The organism is Actinoplanes sp. DH11, assembly GCF_020873875.1.
Classification (GTDB): domain Bacteria; phylum Actinomycetota; class Actinomycetes; order Mycobacteriales; family Micromonosporaceae; genus Actinoplanes.
In genome coordinates, this window is record NZ_JAHWGU010000008.1 from 26083 (window position 1) to 41437 (window position 15355).

Here is a 15355-nt window from a genome sequence, read left to right on the forward strand (position 1 = left end):
CTTACCTGCACAGTGTATGTAAAGGAGTACAGCGATGGCACTCACCAGCTCGTATCCCGTCCTGATGACCACGGACGTCGCGGCAACGACCGCCTTCTACCGGGAATACTTCGGATTCGACGTCGGTTTCGCAGCGGACTGGTACGTCAGTCTGCGGCGCGACACGTGGGAGCTGGCGGTGCTGGACACCGGGCACGAGACGATCCCGGCGGCGTACCGGGGCGCGGTCGCCGGCGGCATGCTGCTCAACCTCGAGGTGGACGATGTGGACGCCGAGTGGGAGCGCCTGGTCGCGAGCGGAACGCTGGCGGCCGTGCTGCCGATCCGGACCGAGGACTTCGGGCAGCGCCACTTCATCGTCGCCGGTCCGGACGGCGTCCTGATCGACGTGATCACCAACGTGGAGCCCACGCCGGAGTACGCCGCCCGGTTCACGCCGTGATCGGTGACCCCGCGGGCCCGGACAGCAGGGCCGCCAGCGCCCGCGGCTCGGAGAACATCGGCCAATGCCCGGTCTTGAGCTCGGCGTAACTCCAGCCCTCCCCCACCATCAGCGCGAACAGGGGCACTGCCGCGGCCATCTCCCGCAGCTGCGCCTCCGAGAACGAGCAGAGGATTCCGGTACGCGGAACCGCCCGCCACGCCCCCCGGTGGTGCACCGCCCCGGTGGCCGTGCCGACCGGCTGCGCCTGCCCCCGCTCCCGGACCACCGCCCAGTCGAACCCCTCGGCCGCCGGCGGCGCCTCGGCGGGCACCGGCAGCATGCCGTCGACGTCGCGCACCGGCTCGCCGTCGAAGTCGGCCTGGGACATGCCGTCCGGCAGCGGCCCGGTGTCGACGTAGACGAGCCGCGCGATCCGCTCGGGCACCCGGTCGGCGGCCGCGGTCACGATCAGCCCGGCGTAGCTGTGCCCGACCAGCACCACCTCGTCCAGCTCCCGCAGCAGCCCGGTGAGCTGGTCGATGTGGTCGTCCACCGTGGTGCCCGGTAGCGCCGTCAGCGATACCTGGTGCACGTCGTGCCCCTCGGCCCGCAGAGGCGCGGCCACCTCGTCCCACGCCCAGCCACCCAACCAGAACCCCGCCACCAGCACATATGTCGTCATGCCGATGACAGTAGGCCGAATACCGGGCAGCTTCCGCCCGGTATAAGGTGTGGCACGTGCCACAGTCACTCGGTCGCGTCCTCGGTCTGCTGGAGCTGCTGCAGGCGAGCCCGTCGGGTCAGACCGTCGGCCGGCTCGCCGAGCGGCTCGGGGTCGACGAGCGGACCGTCCGGCGCTACGCCACCCATCTCGCCGACCTCGGCATCCCGGTCGAGGGCCGCCGCGGGCGGTACGGCGGGTATGCCCTCGCCCCCGGCTACCGGCTGCCCCCGCTGATGTTCGGCGACGACGAGGCGGTCGCCGTGCTGCTGGGCCTGGTCGCCGGCCGCCGGACCGGGCTGGCCGGCACCGCGGCCGCCACCGAGACCGCCCTCGCCAAGATCCGCCGGGTGCTGCCGGCCGCGCTGCGCGCCCGCACCGACGCCCTGCTGTCCACCCTCGACTTCGCCGCCGCACCGCGCCCGGCCGTGCCGGACACCGCCACCGGCACCCTGCTCACCCTGGCCGGCGCGGCCAGCGCGCACCGGCCGGTCGCGATCACCTACGCCAAGCCCGGCGCGCCACCGGCGCGGCGGCGGCTCGACCCGTACGGCCTCGTCTTCCACGGCGGCAAATGGTTCGTCACCGGGCACGACCACGGCCGCGGCGCGGTCCGCCGGTTCCGCCTCGACCGGATCGGCGAGGCGGAGGTGCTGGACGGGACGTTCGAGGTGCCGGCCGGCTTCGACCCGGGTGCCGACGTGGCCGCCGGGCTCGCGTCCGGCGCCTGGCGCCACGAGGTCTCCGTGCTGCTGCACACCGACCTGGACACGGCCCGCCGCCGGATCCCGCCGACGGTCGCCACCGTCACCGGCACACCGGCCGGGGTGCGCCTGACGGCCCGGGCCGAACGCCTCGACGGCATGGCCCAGATGCTCGCCGGCCTCGGCTGGGACTTCACCGTCGAATCCCCGGACGCCCTGCGGGCCGAGCTCACCGCCCTGGCCGACCGGCTCCGAGCCGCCGCCGGGCGGCGGCCGTCACGGCCCTGACCCGGCCCGCTCGTTGGTCACGCACAGCCCGGCGGCGAGCGGGCCTCGTAGCCGGCGTTGAGCACAGCCGGCGGCTGTCCGCGGCGATGAACCTGCGCCGGCAGGGCGCGCGGCGACAGGGCAGAATGCGCATCGGCCGAGAAGAAGTGTGCCCGGACTCACCCGAGCCGGAGAGGATCAGGTGCAACCGCCGGGGGCCCCCGCGACGAACACCTTGATGGAGGACCTGTGCGGAAGGGAGGGCGATGAGCTCCGACGACGAGCTTGCCGAGCGGTTGCGCGACGGCGACGAGCGGGCACTGCGCACGGCGTACGACAGGTACGGCGCCGCCGTGTTCCACCTGGCTCAGCGGCTGCTGCCGGGCGACGCGACCGGTGCCGAGGACGTCACCCGGTCGACGTTCGTGGCGGCCTGGAACGGCCGGGACGCCTTCGACCCCGCACGCGCCACGATGCTGGGCTGGCTGCTGGGCATCGCGCGGCGCAAGGCCGTCGACCGCCTGCGGCAGGCGGATCCGGCGAGCACGGCGGTACGGCCGTCGCCCGAATCCCCGTCCCGGGACACGCCCGCAACTCTGACCCCGGACACGCCCGCAAGCCGGTCCCCGGGCACGCCCGCAAGCCGGGACACGCCGGAACTCGCCGCGGACCGCCTGATCGTCGCCGACGAGCTGGCCCGGCTGCCCGCCGACCAGCGGCGCACACTGGAGTTGGCGTTCTTCGACGGACTCACCCAGCAGCAGCTGGTGGCCGTCACCGGACTGCCGCCGGACGTGGTCCGCAGCCACATCCGGACCGGCATGGCACACCTGCGACGTCGTTGGGAGGTGGACGGTGCAGCATCTGGATCACGATCGGCTGGTCCTTCTCGCGCTCTCTGAGGAACACGAGGAGCTGACCGAGTCGGATCATCTGGCGCACTGTGCCGCCTGCCGCCACGAGATGGAGGCGCTGCGTCACGTCGCGTTCGTCGGCTCCCAGGTCCAGGACCTGCGGGAGCTGCCGCCGCCGCCCGATCACCTGTGGCAGGCCATCGCCGCGGACATCGAACGCCCGGCGCCGCCCGCTCCCGTCGTCGACCTGGCCACCCGGCGCGACCAGCCCTCGGCCGGCCGGAAGCCCTCGGCCGGCCGGACCGCACCCGGAAGGTCGCGGCGTCGCTGGCTGGCGCCGCTGGTCGCGGCGGCTGCGGCGGCGGTCCTCGCGGTCGCCGGCACGGTCACCGTCGACCGTCTCACCGGCCCCGCTACGGCCGAGCAGGTGACCGCCGTCGCCACGCTCACGCCCCTGGCGACGGTGCCGGCGAGCGCGGGCGGCGACGTCCGGGTGACCTCGGACGGCCACCTGCACATCGACGTGCGGGACCTGCCGCTGACGACCGGCTTCCACGAGGTGTGGCTGCTGGACCCCGACGACCCGACGCGGATGGTCGCCGTGGGCAACCTGCCCGAGGCGCGCGAGGCCGTGCTGCCGGTGCCGGCCGGCACCGACCTCAACCGGTTCCGCCTGGTCGACGTCAGCGACGAACCTCACGACGGCGACGCCACGCACTCCGGCAAGAGCCTGCTGCGCGGCACGCTGACGAACTGACAGGTGTACGGGGTGATGGTGCCGCTGTCACCCCGTACACCTGAATGCCGTCATGCGGGATCCTCCTCGGAGCGCGCCGCCAGGCGCTCGTAGCGCTGCTTCGCCGCCTGCGGCGTGTTGAGGCCCAGCCCGAACGCGATGTCCTGCCAGGTCATCCCCCTGCTCCGGGCGATCTTCAGCAGGCCCAGCTCAGTCACGTCGAGGTCCGCGCGAACGCCGGGCAGCAGCGTCAGCGCCGCGACCAGGTCGTTGTCGTCGACGTCCGGCTCGTCCGGTTCCGCGACGATCGAGCCGCCGGCGAGTCCGGCGACGAGCCGCACCACCTCGTGCGGCGCCGGCATGGTGGGGTGGGCCTGCCGTGACCGGCGCCCGGGGTTGCCGGCGTGCCGGTCGACCAGGTGCGTCAGGGATCGGTAGGTACGCGAGGCGCGCTGTGCCGCGGAGTCGGGCCGGGCGAAGAGATCGGACATGCCCTGAAGCATGTCCGATCAACGCCTCGTTTTCAACTTTTTGTTTAAGCAGTGTCGGTGCCGAGCAGACACCCGAGGCGGCCAGGAGCCCACCGGAACCAGGAGCGCGTAGTCCGATCCGATCTTTTAGTGTCCGGTGGACCGGCGTTCAGCAACCCTCCGGGGTTACCAACCAATATCCGGCATCACAGTCGATGGGCGTGGCGTCGCTGTCTCCGCTGGTGTCGATCGCCACCGTACCGGGAATCACCGTCGGGACGTTTCCGTTGCCCTCCACGCTCAGGCCGCTGTCAGCTTCAGCGGGAAGGTTGGTCACGGGAGGCTCGAGCACGTCCTTGGGCAGGCCGGAAAGTTGGTCGTCGCGGGTGGTTCTGTGCTTGTTTCCCTGCGTTATGGCCTCAGCAGCGGTTTCGATGAAACACACGTATGGGTCATAGCAAGGGCCCGCCATGGCGACCGTCGTGGCGCTGGGTGCGGCGATGGCCGACCCCGCTCCCGCAGCCGCTCCCGTGACGACCCCCAGCCCGATGAAGACGGCGCACAGTGCCTTTTTCATGATCTGCCTCGCGTGGAAGAATGTTGCATTCGCTGGGCAAGAATAAGTGGGCCCAGCGAATGAGTCCGTGCCCGGAAATAGTAGACACGCTTTTTCATCACCGAGGGATTATTCGAGAGATCCGCGGCGGGGCCAACCGACAGCGATCCGAACGTACGATCTGAGCAATTGTATGACCGTTTCGCGATCCGGGCATTCCGCGGGCAGCCACTCACGTGAAGTGCCGTCGCGGTATTGACGCCGCCATTGATCCCCGCCGCTACAGGCCTTCGCTGAGATCCCGGGCGTTCCAGCCCGGCGTGTCGAAGCGCACCGGGCGGGCGCCGACCAACGCCGTCAGGTGTTTCTCGAGGGTTGCCAGTTCGGCGGCGCCGATCTGCTGCTGCCACCGCTCGCGCAGCTCGTCGAAGATCGCTTCGCCCTCCCGCATGACCGCGAAGCCCAGCGGCGTGACCTGCAGGCGTTTGCGGCGCGCGTCGCGGGGATCCGTCTCGCTCGTCACGTATCCCCGGTCCTGCAGCACGGCGATGGTCCGCGCCGCCGACTGCTTGGTGACCGACAGATGCCGGCCCAGAGCGGAAGCACTGTCCGCGCCCGCGGCGATGGCCCGCATGGCGAAGTCGTGGACCGGCCGGACGTCTTCGTGGCCGCGCCGGGCCAGTTCGTCGATCGCGGCGTCCACCAGGGCACGGAAGCCACCGAGCAGTAGCAGCGCGAGATCAGCGCCAGAACGGGACATGGGAGGAGCCTACGACAGCGCCCTCGACAATCGACAGCCTGGGTGTCTATTATTCGACACCCAGCCTGTCTATTTGAGGAGCAGCATGACCGTCACCCACCACCACGCCGAGGTCAACGGGACCCGGCTGCACTACGTCGCCGCCGGTGACAGCGGATCGCCGATCCTGCTGGTGCACGGTTTCCCCGAGACCTGGTGGGCGTTCCACAAGCTGATCCCGCTGCTCGCCGCCGAGCACCGCGTGTTCGCCGTCGACCTGCGCGGCTTCGGCGACTCCGGCAACAGCCCCGGCGAGTACGAGAGCGCGACCGCCGCCGAGGACCTGCACCAGCTGATCGGCGTGCTCGGGGTGGGCCCGGTGCACCTAACCGGCCAGGACATCAGCGGCGCCACCGTGTTCCGCCTGGCCACCGGCCACCCGCAGGACGTACTGAGCCTCACCGCCATCGAGATGGGCCTGCCCGGCTTCGGCCTGGAGGTGCTGGCCGACGTCACGCACGGCGGCGCCTGGCACATCGGCGTCCTTGCCGCACCCGGCATCCCGGAACTGCTGCTGACCGGCCGCGAACGCGAATTCCTGAGCCGGTACGCCTTCCCGTCCCTGACCGCGACGCCCGGGGCGATCACCGACGCCGACATCGACGAGTTCACCCGTACCTATGCCCGCCCGGACGGCTGGCGGGGCGCAGCCGGCCTGTACCGCTCGATGCTGCGGGAGGGTGCCGAACTGGCGGCTCTGCGACTGACCGTCCCGGTCCTGGCCGTCGGGGCCGGCGGCGGCCCGTTCACCGCGCACACCATGACCCAGGCCACCACCGGTGGCATCCGCACCGTGACGCTGGACGGCGTCGGCCACTACGTCGCCATGGAAGCCCCCGCCGAACTGGCCGAGGCCGTCCTCGACTTCACCGCCACGGTCGACTCTCCGCCCTCTTGACGGCCGCTTTACTGCTTTACTATGGTCCTAGTAAAGCAGTAAGGAGCTGCCGTGTTCGCGTTCCGGCTCGACAACCACTCCGGCGTGCCGCCGTACCTGCAACTCGTCCAGCAGGTCCGCCAGGCGGTGCTGCTGGGCTTTCTCCAACCCGGTGACCGCCTCCCGCTCATCCGCGAGGTGGTCGAGGACCTGGCGATCAATCCGAACACCGTCGCCAAGGCGTACCGGCAGATGGAGCAGGAGAACCTGGTCACCGGCCGGCCCGGTCAGGGCACGTTCGTCAATGAACAGCAGTCGGCCGTGATGCCGGCATCGACGTACACGTCGCTGCGCCGCGGCCTGGCGACCTGGCTGCGCCGTGCCTACGCGGCCGGGCTCGACGAGCAGGCGGTCAACGCGCTTTTCGCGTCCGTCCACCAGCAGACGAGGAATGAGGAAGTGGCGTGACAGCGACCGAGCTCGCGCTGCGCACCGACGGTGTGGGCAAGCGGTACCGGAAGGGCTGGGCGCTGCGCGACTGCACCCTGGCCCTGCCGGCGGGCGGCGTGATCGCCCTGGTCGGGCCGAACGGCGCGGGCAAAACCACGCTGCTGCGCCTCGTCGTCGGGTTGCTGGAACCGAGCACCGGCACGGTGGAGGTCCTCGGCCACGACGTCACCGCCAGCACTCCGCGGACCCTGTCCCGGGTCGGGTTCCTGGCCCAGGACCACCCGCTGTACAAGCGCTTCACCGTCGCCGAGATGCTGCGCTTCGGCCGGGCCTGCAACCTGCGGTTCGACCAGGGGCTGGCCGAGCGCCGGCTGGCGAAGTTGGGCATCCCGCTCGACCGCAAGGCCGGTACGCTCTCCGGCGGGCAGCAGGCCCAGGTCGCGTTGGCGCTGGCGCTGGCGAAGCGGCCGGATCTGCTGGTCCTCGACGAGCCGGTGGCCAGCCTCGATCCGCTGGCCCGGCACGAGTTCCTACAGGTCCTCATGGGCGCGGTGGCCGAGTCCGGGGTGACGGTCCTGTTCTCCTCCCACGTCGTGCACGAGCTGGAACGCGTCTGCGATCACCTGGTCGTGCTCAACCACGGCCGGGTCACGCTCACCGGTGACATCGACACCCTCCTCACCGAGCACCGGCTGCTCGTCGGCCCGCGCACGGCCACCGACCTGGGCCGCGCCGGCACCGTCGTGGAGGCGGTCCACAGCGACCGGCACACGACCCTGCTGGTACGGGACGGCGCGATCCCGACCGCGCCCGGGTGGCAGGCCCAGCCGGTCGGGCTGGAGGACCTGGTGCTGGCGTACCTGCGCCGGCCGTCCGAACCGAGCGCCGCGGTCACGTCGGGGGTGGCGGCATGACGTGGTTGATCTGGCGTCAGCACCGGACCGAGGTCTGCGTCCTGGGCCTGCTCGTCGGCATCTTCGGCATCACCCTGCTGGCGCTCGGGACACAGGCCCACGACCTGTTCCCCGGCGGTCCCGCCCGGTGTGCGGGCGAGGCCGGTGCCGGCGAGGCCTGTGCGGCCTCCTTCCGCCAGCTCGACGAGCAGTACGGGTACGTCGAGAACCTGCTGGCGGTCTTCTATCTGGTCCCCGTCGTCATCGGCGCGTTCCTCGGCGCGCCGCTGCTCGCGCGCGAACTGGAGGACGGCACCTGGCAGCTCGCCTGGACGCAGGCCGTGCCGCGGATGCGCTGGCTGGCGGCCAAGCTCACGGCACTGGCCGGCGTCACCGTCGCGCTCACCGGAGTGTTCACCGCGGTGCTCACCTGGTTCCGTCAGCCGTTCGACGCGTGGGAGGGGCGGTTCTCGGACGCCTTCGACCTGGAGGGACTGGTTCCGGTGGCGTACGCGCTGTTCGCGTTCGGCGTCGCCACGGCCGCGGGGGCGCTGCTGCGGCGCAGCCTGCCCGCGTTCGGCGTCGCGTTCGGGGCGTTCCTCGCCGCCCGGCTGCCGGTGGCGCTGCTGGCCCGTCCCGCGTACGCCACGCCGCTCACCACCATGGAGCCGGTCCCGGTCGGCGGCTCGACGGGCCAGGCGGGGCACCCGTCCGTGCCCACCTCCGCGGACTGGATGATCGAACGCGGCTACGCAGACACCACCGGGCGCAGGCTGAGCTGGACCGAGTACTACGAGCTGGAGGAGGCCGCCAACCGGGCCGGCACCAACCTCAACCAGTTCCTGCACGGGCGGGGCATCCAGCAGTTCGGGGTCTACCACCCGGCCGACCGGTTCTGGACGTTCCAGCTCATCGAGGCGGCACTGTTCATCACCGTCGCAGCGGTCCTGATCGGTGTGGTGGTGTGGCGGGTACGGCGCCGAATGATCTAGTGCCTGGCGCCGTGGTCAGAGCGCGCCGCTCGCCGGCTCCGGGGACAGCGACGGCGGCGAGCGCTCCGGTAGCGTCGGGCCGGTGGAGATCCTCGATCAGATCGCCGATGAACGCCGCCGGCTCGCCGACCTCGTGGACGCGCTGAGCGAGGAACAGCTGGCGACGCCGAGCCTGTGCGACGCGTGGACCGCCAAGCAGGTCGTCGGGCACCTGGTGGCGGTCGTCGCCGCCTCCAACCTCACCGCCGCCAAGCTGTTGGTGACAAGCGGGTTCAGCATCCACCGGGCCAACGCCCGGCTCGCCGAGCAGATGGCGGACCGGCCCGCCGCCGAACTGTCCGCCCTGCTGCGCGAGCACGCGAGCAACCCGTTCCGCCCACCGGTGGTCGGGCACCCGGGGGCGCTGACCGACCTGCAGGTCCACCGGCAGGACATCCGCCGGCCGCTCGGGCTGCCCAGCGACCTGCTCCCGGACCGGATGCGGGTTTCCCTCGGCTTCCTCACCGGCGGTCGGGCGGTCGGCTTCACCCCGAAGAACCGGCCGGCGGGCCTGCGCTTCGAGACGACCGACGTGGATTGGGCGCACGGCGCCGGCCCGCTGGTCCGGGGCGCCGGGGAGGCCGTGATGCTCGCCCTCTGCGGCCGCCGGGCCGCGCTGGCCGACCTCACCGGCGACGGCGTCGAGGTCCTGCGCCGCCGACTGTGACCCACCGCAGCCGCCGGCACGTGGCTTGCGGGCAATCGCAACTGTCCCGGTCCGGCATGTCGAGAACGGGCGATCGGCTACGTCTCCGCTGCGAAGACATCCCACGACGGCACCGCGCCGGGCGTGCGCCGCTGATCAAGGAGACGACATGAATCGCGAGGACATCGCCGCAGTGCTGGACAAGCCGATCTCCCGGGAACTGCTGGCCTCGTCGATCCCGGCGCGACTCGCCTACACCGGGATCGACGGTGCGCCCCGGGTGGTTCCGATCGGGTTCCGGTGGACGGGTGAGCACCTGCTCATGGCGACCGTCCCGAACGCGGCGAAGGTGCGGTCGCTGCGCGAGAACCCGCGGGTCGCCCTCACCGTGGACACCCAGGACCAGTGGCCGCCGCGGGCGCTGCTGATCCGAGGCGCGGCAGCGGTCCGGCTGGTGGCGGGTGTGCCGGACTCCTACGTCGAGGCCTCCCGCAAGCTCGTGCCGGCCGAGCACTTCGCCGGCTGGGAGCAGGGCGTGCGGGCACTGTACGACGAGATGGTGCTGATCACCGTCGAACCGGACTGGGCGAAACTGCTGGACTTCGAGACGACCATTCCCGCCGCCGTGCAGGAGCTGGTGCTGGCACGCCGGGACGAAGGGTGACCCCCGGGGGGAATTCGCACTGTCTGACGGCGGGCTCACCGGCGGGCCGGGCGGCGCTATGTTGCCGGGCATGGCGTCGAGTCCCCATGAGACAGTGATGGGTTTCCTCATCGGCCCGTGGTTGGCCCAGGCCGTGCGGGCGGCGGTCGACCTGTCGCTGGCCGAGCACCTGGCGGACGGTCCACGCACGGCTGCCGAGATCGCCGAGGCGGAGGGCTCGGATCCGCAGACCACGGCACGCTTTCTGCGTGCGTGCGCCTCGATGGGCCTGGTGGCGTACGCGGAAAAGGGTTTCACCGGCACCGACATGCTCGCCGTGCTGCACCGCGACGCGCCGATGTCACTGCGGGACCTGGCGTCGTCGCAGGCCAGCGCGTGCCTGTGGCTGACGTGGGCGCGGATCCCGGAGGCGGTGCGCAGCGGGCAGGCGCAGACCACGCAGGCGCTGGGCATGCCGTTCTTCGACTACCTGGCCGCGCACCCCGACGAGGGTGCCCTGTTCGGCGCCGCGATGGCCAGCATGTCCGCACCGGTGATCCAGGAGGCGGTCGAGGTGATCGACGTCGGTGGCGCCGGCACGGTGGTCGACGTCGGCGGCGCGCACGGCTCGTTCGCGCTGGCCATGCTGGCCCGGCATCCCGGCCTGGACGCGATCGTGCTGGACCTGCCGCACGCGGTGCCCGGCGCGCAGGCGGCGGCCGCCGAGCGCGGCCTGACCGACCGGTTCCGCGCGGTGGGCGGCGACTTCTTCGCGGCGGTGCCGGCGGGCGACATCCTGCTGCTGAAGTTCGTGCTGCACGACTGGTCCGACGACGATTGCGTACGCATCCTGGCGAACTGCCGCGACGCCCTGCACCCGGGTGGCCGGATCGTGATCACCGAGATCGTCATCGACGACCATGCCCCCGGCATCGCGCCGCTGATGGACATCGCCATGCTCGCGTCCGCGGGCAGCCGCGAGCGCACCCTGGCCGAGTTCGATGAGCTGCTGACCCGGTCGGGCCTGCGCCGCACCGCGACCACCGAGGTGCAACCGCCCTACGCGGTGATCGAGGCGACCCGGGCCGGCTGAGCGTGCGTGTCGAGCGGACGGCCGACGGCGTCGCCCTGATGCGGGCCCTCGAGCAGCACGCCGTGCGGCCGCTGTTCGACGACCCGCTGGCCGCCCGGATGCTGTCCGGCTGGCCGGCGGTGGTGGCGGCGCGGCGCCCGCTGCGGTGGCTGTTCCTGCACGCCCTGGAACGGGCCGGGCCGGGCTTCTACGGTGCGGTCGTCTGCCGTACCCGGGCCATCGACGACGCCTGCCGCTCCGCCCTGGCCGGCGGAATCGACCGGGTGGTGATCGTCGGCGCGGGGATGGACACCCGCCCGTACCGGATGCCCGAGATGGCGGCGGCCCGCGTCTGGGAGTTCGACCTGCCCGCGGTGCAGGCCGCGAAGAAGGCGGCCCTGCGGCGGGCCCGGGGTGCGCTGCCCGCACACGTCGACTACGTGCCGCTGAACCTGGCGCAGCCGGACGCGGCGGAGGTGCTGGCGGGTGCGGGCCTCGGGCGTACGCTGCTGATCTGCGAAGCGGTGACCATGTACGTGGCCGAGGAGGCCGCGGACCGGGTGCTCGCCTGCGCCGGGAGGCTCGCGGCGGGCAGTGTCGTGATCCTGACCTATGTACCGCGTGCCGAGGCGGACCGCGCCGGCAACGAGGGGTGGTCGCGGCGGCTGGGCTGGCGCACCGCCTACGACCCGGCGGAACTGGCCGGTCGCCTGCGGGCGCACGGCCTGAGCCCGCTCGCCGACGTCGGCGCCGACGAGCACCGGGCCCGGATGCTGCGCGACGGTGACCGTACGCTCGCTGTCTTCCCCGGCGAACGCGTCGTCGTCGCCGCCCGGGAACCGGGCAGCGCTGCGGCGGCGCATGAGGGATGATCGATGCGTGGCGGATCGTGACGACGAGGTGCTGGAACGGATCCGGCGAGGGTTGCTCTACACCGAGTCGGAGACGTCGTTCCAGAACCCGCAACGCCGCGCCGACCTGGTCTTCGAATACAACCGGACGCCGCCGGGCGACGCCGAGCGCCGCCGGGAACTGCTGGACGCGATCCTCGGTTCGGCCGGTGAACGCATCGTGCTGCTGTCACCGTTCCACGCCGGTTTCGGCAGCAACGTGCACATCGGCGACGACTTCTTCGGCAACGTCAACCTGACGTTCGTCGACGACGTGGAGATCCGGATCGGCAACGGCGTCATGATTGCGCCCAGCGTCACGCTGACCACTACCGGACATCCGATCCACCCGGCCCTGCGCGACGACTTCCGGCGGTTCTCCGAACCCATCGTCATCGAGGACAAGGTCTGGATCGGCAGCAACGCCGTCGTGCTGCCCGGCGTCCGCATCGGTTACGGCGCCGTCATCGGCGCGGGTAGCGTCGTCACCCACGACATCCCCCCGATGACCGTCGCCGTCGGCACCCCGTGCCGCGTCGTCCGCCCCATCACCGACGCCGACCGGCACACCCGCGCCGCGCCCGCCGGGTAGGCCGCCGGCCTGCCCGGCCACTGCCGCGCCATCCGCGTTCTCAGGCGTCGCTGGGAGCGGGTTCCCAGCCGGTTTCCTGTGCCCAGTCGTCGGCCCGCTGAATGATCTCCCAGCAGACCGGCGCTTTCGCGTCGGTGTAGGCCTGCCCGTCATGGCGGTACCGCTCGGCGAGAGCTCGCTTGACGCGCGCATAGTCGCCGGCCGCCTCCTGATCCACGCGCAGGAAGTCGCGGAACAGCAGGGCGAACTGTTCCGAGAAGCTGCCCATCCGTCGCACGTGGATGTGGGTGCGCGATTGACCGGGCGCCTCCCTGAATTAGCGCTTGGTGCGTTCCGGGTTCTCCGCCCGGTAGACCCAGCCGAGGGCGACAAGCCGATCACGGAACGGGGCCACCGGCTCCAAGCGCTCGACCGACACCTGAATGTCGATGATCGGCTTGGCGGCCAAGCCCGGCACTGACGTGGAGCCGATGTGATCGATACGCAGCGCCATGCCCCCGAGCGCCCGGCGCAGCGCGGCGCCGATGTCGGCGAAGCGTGCCGCCCAGGCCGGGTCGTGATCGACGATTCGGATCACCCGCCTGCCGGCTTCATCGATCTCCGCACTCATCGCGCCATCGTAAGCACCGTTCGCGGGCCGGCCCGGTCAGGACTGGTGCAGCCAGGAGTGCAGCAGCACCCGGTCGATCGAGTCCACCCGGCCGAGGCGACCGGCGGCCGCCTTCCCGGCGAGTTCCGCGCGGGTGAACCAGCGGGCGTCGAGGATCTCGGTGCCGTCGACCACCGGGGTGTCGTCGACGGCGGTCGCCCGGAACGCCACCATCAGCCCGGCCGGGAACGGCCACGGCTGGGAGCCGACGTAGCGGACCGCACCGGCCGTCAGGCCGACCTCCTCGGCGACCTCGCGGCGCACGGCGTCCTCCAGGCTCTCGCCGGTCTCCACGAAACCGGCAAGCGTGGAGTACTCCCCCAGCACCGACGCGCGGTGCCGGGCGAGCAGGCAGCGCCGCGGTTCGCCGGCCGACTCGACCAGCATGATCACGGCCGGCTCGATCCGGGGGAACAGCAGCTTGCCGCAGCTCAGGCAGGCACGCACGTGCCCCCCGTCGCGGGACTCGGTCGCCGAGCCGCACCGGCCGCAGTGCCGCTGGTTGCGGATCCAGTGCAGCAGCCCCCGGGCGTAACCCAGGATGGCGGCATCCGCCGCGGTGTGCGCGGCGTAGACACTGCGCACCGACGCGATGTCGTCGCCGCCGGCCAGGTCGAGCACCGCGGACCGGTCCAGGCCGGACAGGTCCGCGGCGAAGACCCCAGCACCGGCGTCGAGACCGAGGAAGACGGCTTCGCCGACCGCGTCCAGCAACTGTCGTGCGGGTTCCCCGACCGGCACGACAGCGCGCGGCGGGTCGCCGCGCACGACGCAGTCGTCCTGCCAGATCGGGACCACCCGGGTGTCCGGGCGGGCCCGGAGCCGGGCCAGCCACTGCGGGTCGGTGCGGTGGGCGCTCGCCCGGTCCAGCCAGCCTCCGGCGTACGGCGGCGGGCTCGCCGGTCCGGCCATGTCCACGGTCGTCAACGGTCATCAGTCCTTCGTCATCGCGGGGCGTCCGGCTGGTCGCCGGGGAGGACCCTGAGGCCACGCGTGCGATTCTCGTCGCCGACCGTGAGCGGGGACAGTACCTCGGGGACCGGGCCGTCGAGTGGCCCCTGACGCGCCGGTGGCCGGCCCCTCCTACCTGTCCGCGCTTGCCAGCCTGAGAACCTGCACCGCCTCAGCCAGCCGTCAACGGGCCAGCCACACCCGGAAAGCGGCCGGCGTGTACGAGGTCACGCGGAAGGAAGGAGTTGCACGACTCCCTATGGTCGGTCCGCGCGGCGGTGTTGATCTGCCAGCGGTGCGAAATCGCGGTTCTGACCCCATGATCACAGCGATTTCGTGGCGCTAGCAGATCAACATCTCGTCCGGGGGCGGCGCGTCCGGCGTCACTGGGCCGGAACCGGGAGACGCGGGCGCATCAGCGGACGTCGTCCAGGCCCTCAGCGCCCGTAGCGCAGGACCGGGCCGCCGACGGTGTCGACGAACGTGGTCGACGGCTCCCACGCCACCGTCAGCGGCTCGTCGGGGTCGGCGGGCCGGAAGATCGGCTCGCCTCGGATGCACAGCCCGTACAGCATGGTCTGCTCGCAGAGCCGGCACCGCAGGTAATGCCGCAGGGTGTAGCGGGTCTCCGCCGCGAGGATCTCACCGGTCAGTTCGAGCGGGCAGTCGGCCCGCAGCAGCACCATCTCACCGGCGCGCACCCGGTCCAGGAGGCTGCCGGTGGTGCCGGCCACGTCGATGGCGTCACCGCGACTGCCGGGCCGCCGCACCGGCAGGTTCGCGCAGGCGCAGGGGTCCGGCATGTCGTCGCCACACACGAGTGGAAGGATATGTCAGCGCCGGGTGGAACCGGTGCGGGCGCCCGGCCGGCCGCTGACGAACCACAGGACGATGCCGACGCCGGGCGCCAGGAGCACCAGCCAGAGCCAGCGGTTGCGCGAACGTTTCTCCAGCTCAGCCCGGTTGACGCTGACGATTGTCGCGGCGAACAGGGCCACGTAGGCGGCGAGCAGGATCGTCCAGAACGCGATGCCGGCGAGGGTGGTGCCGAGGTCGGCGGCGGCGACGGACTGGGCGGCAGTGGTCAGGTACATGGTCAGTTCTCCTCGGGAAGGTCGAGCGGGAAGGAA

At 71.9% G+C, this 15355-nt stretch carries 20 protein-coding genes and 1 pseudogene; 13 read left to right on the forward strand and 8 right to left on the reverse strand.

Features of this window, described 5'->3' with window-relative positions; translation table 11 throughout:
- Positions 1-34: 34 nt before the first annotated feature.
- On the forward strand, positions 35-442 hold the full coding sequence (locus LPA41_RS13355; protein ID WP_229070536.1) for a VOC family protein: 408 nt from the start codon (positions 35-37) through the stop codon (positions 440-442).
- Here LPA41_RS13355 and LPA41_RS13360 read toward each other — a convergent pair.
- A complete protein-coding gene (locus LPA41_RS13360) occupies positions 432-1106 on the reverse strand; it encodes an alpha/beta fold hydrolase (RefSeq protein ID WP_229070539.1) in 675 nt (224 codons plus the stop codon). The genes LPA41_RS13355 and LPA41_RS13360 overlap by 11 nt on opposite strands.
- 56 nt (positions 1107-1162) lie before the next feature.
- Here LPA41_RS13360 and LPA41_RS13365 point away from each other — a divergent pair, with 56 nt between their 5' ends.
- The 3 genes from LPA41_RS13365 to LPA41_RS13375 all read left to right on the forward strand — a co-directional run bounded on the left by LPA41_RS13365 (position 1163) and on the right by LPA41_RS13375 (position 3727).
- Positions 1163-2137, forward strand: coding sequence for a YafY family protein (locus LPA41_RS13365; RefSeq protein ID WP_229070541.1), 975 nt, complete (start codon positions 1163-1165; stop codon positions 2135-2137).
- Between the two features lie 245 nt (positions 2138-2382).
- On the forward strand, positions 2383-3018 hold the full coding sequence (locus LPA41_RS13370; protein ID WP_229070544.1) for an RNA polymerase sigma factor: 636 nt from the start codon (positions 2383-2385) through the stop codon (positions 3016-3018).
- On the forward strand, positions 2972-3727 hold the full coding sequence (locus LPA41_RS13375; RefSeq protein ID WP_229070547.1) for an anti-sigma factor: 756 nt from the start codon (positions 2972-2974) through the stop codon (positions 3725-3727). The genes LPA41_RS13370 and LPA41_RS13375 overlap by 47 nt, the downstream gene beginning before the upstream one ends.
- Before the next feature lie 50 nt (positions 3728-3777).
- On the opposite strand, the gene LPA41_RS13380 is transcribed toward LPA41_RS13375, so the two are convergent.
- From LPA41_RS13380 to LPA41_RS13390, 3 genes are all read right to left on the reverse strand, one after another.
- Positions 3778-4197, reverse strand: a complete 420-nt coding sequence (locus tag LPA41_RS13380; protein WP_229070551.1) for a DNA-binding protein — start codon at positions 4195-4197, stop codon at positions 3778-3780.
- Positions 4198-4345: 148 nt separating this feature from the next.
- Positions 4346-4753 carry a hypothetical protein gene (locus LPA41_RS13385; protein ID WP_229070554.1) on the reverse strand — a complete coding sequence of 136 codons (408 nt, stop codon included), beginning with the start codon at positions 4751-4753 and terminating at the stop codon, positions 4346-4348.
- A gap of 259 nt (positions 4754-5012) precedes the next feature.
- A complete protein-coding gene (locus LPA41_RS13390; RefSeq protein WP_229070556.1) occupies positions 5013-5492 on the reverse strand; it encodes a MarR family winged helix-turn-helix transcriptional regulator in 480 nt (159 codons plus the stop codon).
- An 85-nt stretch (positions 5493-5577) separates the two neighbouring features.
- On the opposite strand from LPA41_RS13390, the gene LPA41_RS13395 reads away from it, so the two are divergent.
- The 9 genes from LPA41_RS13395 to LPA41_RS13435 all read left to right on the forward strand — a co-directional run bounded on the left by LPA41_RS13395 (position 5578) and on the right by LPA41_RS13435 (position 12625).
- The gene (locus tag LPA41_RS13395) at positions 5578-6429 is read left to right on the forward strand and encodes an alpha/beta fold hydrolase (protein ID WP_229070559.1); all 852 of its coding nucleotides are present in this window, start codon (positions 5578-5580) and stop codon (positions 6427-6429) included.
- Positions 6430-6480: 51 nt separating this feature from the next.
- Positions 6481-6876, forward strand: a complete 396-nt coding sequence (locus LPA41_RS13400) for a GntR family transcriptional regulator (RefSeq protein ID WP_229070562.1) — start codon at positions 6481-6483, stop codon at positions 6874-6876.
- Positions 6873-7772, forward strand: coding sequence for an ABC transporter ATP-binding protein (locus tag LPA41_RS13405; RefSeq protein WP_229070565.1), 900 nt, complete (start codon positions 6873-6875; stop codon positions 7770-7772). The genes LPA41_RS13400 and LPA41_RS13405 overlap by 4 nt, the downstream gene beginning before the upstream one ends.
- Positions 7769-8743: an ABC transporter permease subunit gene (locus tag LPA41_RS13410; protein ID WP_229070567.1), complete on the forward strand. Its 975-nt coding sequence runs from the start codon at positions 7769-7771 to the stop codon at positions 8741-8743. Before LPA41_RS13405 ends, LPA41_RS13410 begins: the two co-directional genes overlap by 4 nt.
- An 82-nt stretch (positions 8744-8825) precedes the next feature.
- Complete coding sequence (locus LPA41_RS13415; protein WP_229070570.1) at positions 8826-9449, forward strand: maleylpyruvate isomerase family mycothiol-dependent enzyme; 624 nt, start codon at positions 8826-8828, stop codon at positions 9447-9449.
- Between the two features lie 148 nt (positions 9450-9597).
- Positions 9598-10092, forward strand: coding sequence for a pyridoxamine 5'-phosphate oxidase family protein (locus tag LPA41_RS13420; protein ID WP_229070573.1), 495 nt, complete (start codon positions 9598-9600; stop codon positions 10090-10092).
- 70 nt (positions 10093-10162) lie between these two features.
- Positions 10163-11164, forward strand: coding sequence for an acetylserotonin O-methyltransferase (locus LPA41_RS13425; protein ID WP_229070576.1), 1002 nt, complete (start codon positions 10163-10165; stop codon positions 11162-11164).
- 2 nt (positions 11165-11166) lie between these two features.
- A complete protein-coding gene (locus tag LPA41_RS13430) occupies positions 11167-12015 on the forward strand; it encodes an SAM-dependent methyltransferase (protein WP_229070578.1) in 849 nt (282 codons plus the stop codon).
- A 7-nt stretch (positions 12016-12022) separates the two neighbouring features.
- The gene (locus LPA41_RS13435) at positions 12023-12625 is read left to right on the forward strand and encodes a sugar O-acetyltransferase (protein ID WP_229070581.1); all 603 of its coding nucleotides are present in this window, start codon (positions 12023-12025) and stop codon (positions 12623-12625) included.
- Between the two features lie 40 nt (positions 12626-12665).
- Here LPA41_RS13435 and LPA41_RS13440 read toward each other — a convergent pair.
- The 4 genes and pseudogenes from LPA41_RS13440 to LPA41_RS13455 all read right to left on the reverse strand — a co-directional run bounded on the left by LPA41_RS13440 (position 12666) and on the right by LPA41_RS13455 (position 15319).
- Positions 12666-13235, reverse strand: a pseudogene (locus LPA41_RS13440) (GrpB family protein).
- Positions 13236-13271: 36 nt separating this feature from the next.
- Positions 13272-14186 (reverse strand): NAD(+) diphosphatase, encoded by a 915-nt coding sequence (gene nudC, locus LPA41_RS13445; protein WP_229070924.1) that lies wholly within the window; start codon positions 14184-14186, stop codon positions 13272-13274.
- Positions 14187-14662: 476 nt separating this feature from the next.
- The gene (locus LPA41_RS13450; protein ID WP_229070584.1) at positions 14663-15043 is read right to left on the reverse strand and encodes a hypothetical protein; all 381 of its coding nucleotides are present in this window, start codon (positions 15041-15043) and stop codon (positions 14663-14665) included.
- Between the two features lie 15 nt (positions 15044-15058).
- Positions 15059-15319, reverse strand: coding sequence for a PLDc N-terminal domain-containing protein (locus tag LPA41_RS13455; RefSeq protein WP_229070587.1), 261 nt, complete (start codon positions 15317-15319; stop codon positions 15059-15061).
- Positions 15320-15355: the final 36 nt, after the last annotated feature.

What these genes read in the sequence shown, in the direction of transcription:
- LPA41_RS13355 (WP_229070536.1), top strand. Translation starts at nt 35, where the DNA reads ATGGCACTCACCAGCTCGTATCCCGTCCTGATGACCACGGACGTCGCG.
- LPA41_RS13370 (WP_229070544.1), top strand. Translation starts at nt 2,383, where the DNA reads ATGAGCTCCGACGACGAGCTTGCCGAGCGGTTGCGCGACGGCGACGAG.
- nudC (WP_229070924.1), bottom strand. Translation starts at nt 14,186, where the DNA reads ATGGCCGGACCGGCGAGCCCGCCGCCGTACGCCGGAGGCTGGCTGGAC.
- LPA41_RS13360 (WP_229070539.1), bottom strand. Translation starts at nt 1,106, where the DNA reads ATGACGACATATGTGCTGGTGGCGGGGTTCTGGTTGGGTGGCTGGGCG.
- LPA41_RS13425 (WP_229070576.1), top strand. Translation starts at nt 10,163, where the DNA reads ATGGCGTCGAGTCCCCATGAGACAGTGATGGGTTTCCTCATCGGCCCG.
- LPA41_RS13390 (WP_229070556.1), bottom strand. Translation starts at nt 5,492, where the DNA reads ATGTCCCGTTCTGGCGCTGATCTCGCGCTGCTACTGCTCGGTGGCTTC.
- LPA41_RS13410 (WP_229070567.1), top strand. Translation starts at nt 7,769, where the DNA reads ATGACGTGGTTGATCTGGCGTCAGCACCGGACCGAGGTCTGCGTCCTG.
- LPA41_RS13385 (WP_229070554.1), bottom strand. Translation starts at nt 4,753, where the DNA reads ATGAAAAAGGCACTGTGCGCCGTCTTCATCGGGCTGGGGGTCGTCACG.
- LPA41_RS13420 (WP_229070573.1), top strand. Translation starts at nt 9,598, where the DNA reads ATGAATCGCGAGGACATCGCCGCAGTGCTGGACAAGCCGATCTCCCGG.
- LPA41_RS13380 (WP_229070551.1), bottom strand. Translation starts at nt 4,197, where the DNA reads ATGTCCGATCTCTTCGCCCGGCCCGACTCCGCGGCACAGCGCGCCTCG.
- LPA41_RS13455 (WP_229070587.1), bottom strand. Translation starts at nt 15,319, where the DNA reads ATGTACCTGACCACTGCCGCCCAGTCCGTCGCCGCCGCCGACCTCGGC.
- LPA41_RS13395 (WP_229070559.1), top strand. Translation starts at nt 5,578, where the DNA reads ATGACCGTCACCCACCACCACGCCGAGGTCAACGGGACCCGGCTGCAC.